General features: G+C 56.5%; 1 rRNA gene (running past one end of the window). It reads right to left on the bottom strand.

The annotated features are described in order from the left end of the window. Positions 1-2: 2 nt before the first annotated feature. A 23S ribosomal RNA gene (locus ACGFSC_RS42825) occupies positions 3-1,502 on the bottom strand; its annotated part runs 1,332 nt beyond the window's last position; the annotation flags it as partial.

The raw sequence follows: 1,502 nt of genomic DNA, 5'->3' as shown, positions 1-1,502 counted from the left end.
CTGAGGACAAGCCCTCGGCCTATTAGTACCGGTCAACTCCACCCCTCACAGGGCTTCCATATCCGGCCTATCAACCCAGTCGTCTACTGGGAGCCTTACCCTCTCAAGGAGGTGGGAGTGCTCATCTCGAAGCAGGCTTCCCGCTTAGATGCTTTCAGCGGTTATCCCTCCCGAACGTAGCCAACCAGCCATGCCCTTGGCAGGACAACTGGCACACCAGAGGTTCGTCCGTCCCGGTCCTCTCGTACTAGGGACAGCCCTTCTCAACACTCCTACGCGCACAGCGGATAGGGACCGAACTGTCTCACGACGTTCTAAACCCAGCTCGCGTACCGCTTTAATGGGCGAACAGCCCAACCCTTGGGACCTACTCCAGCCCCAGGATGCGACGAGCCGACATCGAGGTGCCAAACCATCCCGTCGATATGGACTCTTGGGGAAGATCAGCCTGTTATCCCCGGGGTACCTTTTATCCGTTGAGCGACGGCGCTTCCACAAGCCACCGCCGGATCACTAGTCCCTACTTTCGTACCTGCTCGACCCGTCAGTCTCACAGTCAAGCTCCCTTGTGCACTTACACTCAACACCTGATTGCCAACCAGGCTGAGGGAACCTTTGGGCGCCTCCGTTACCCTTTAGGAGGCAACCGCCCCAGTTAAACTACCCACCAGACACTGTCCCTGATCCGGATCACGGACCCAGGTTAGACATCCAGCACGACCAGAGTGGTATTTCAACGACGACTCCACCAAGACTGGCGTCAAGGCTTCAAAGTCTCCCACCTATCCTACACAAGCCGAACCGAACACCAATATCAAGCTATAGTAAAGGTCCCGGGGTCTTTCCGTCCTGCTGCGCGAAACGAGCATCTTTACTCGTAATGCAATTTCACCGGGCCTATGGTTGAGACAGTCGAGAAGTCGTTACGCCATTCGTGCAGGTCGGAACTTACCCGACAAGGAATTTCGCTACCTTAGGATGGTTATAGTTACCACCGCCGTTTACTGGCGCTTAAGTTCTCAGCTTCGCCTGGACGAATCCAAGCTAACCGGTCCCCTTAACGTTCCAGCACCGGGCAGGCGTCAGTCCGTATACATCGCCTTACGGCTTCGCACGGACCTGTGTTTTTAGTAAACAGTCGCTTCTCGCTGGTCTCTGCGGCCACCCCCAGCTCGGAGTGCAAGACTCGTCACCAGGAATGGCCCCCCTTCTCCCGAAGTTACGGGGGCATTTTGCCGAGTTCCTTAACCATAGTTCACCCGAACGCCTCGGTATTCTCTACCTGACCACCTGAGTCGGTTTGGGGTACGGGCCGCCATGAAACTCGCTAGAGGCTTTTCTCGACAGCATAGGATCATCCACTTCACCACAATCGGCTCGGCATCAGGTCTCAGCCTCAATGAGTGACGGATTTGCCTATCACTCGGCCTACACCCTTACCCCGGGACAACCACCGCCCGGGCTGGACTACCTTCCTGCGTCACCCCATCGCTCACCTACTA

The sequence above is a fragment of the Kitasatospora sp. NPDC048715 genome (assembly GCF_043198905.1).
GTDB classification, from domain to species: Bacteria; Actinomycetota; Actinomycetes; order Streptomycetales; family Streptomycetaceae; genus Kitasatospora; species Kitasatospora lactacystinica.
This window is presented reverse-complemented; position numbering and strand designations above follow the sequence as displayed.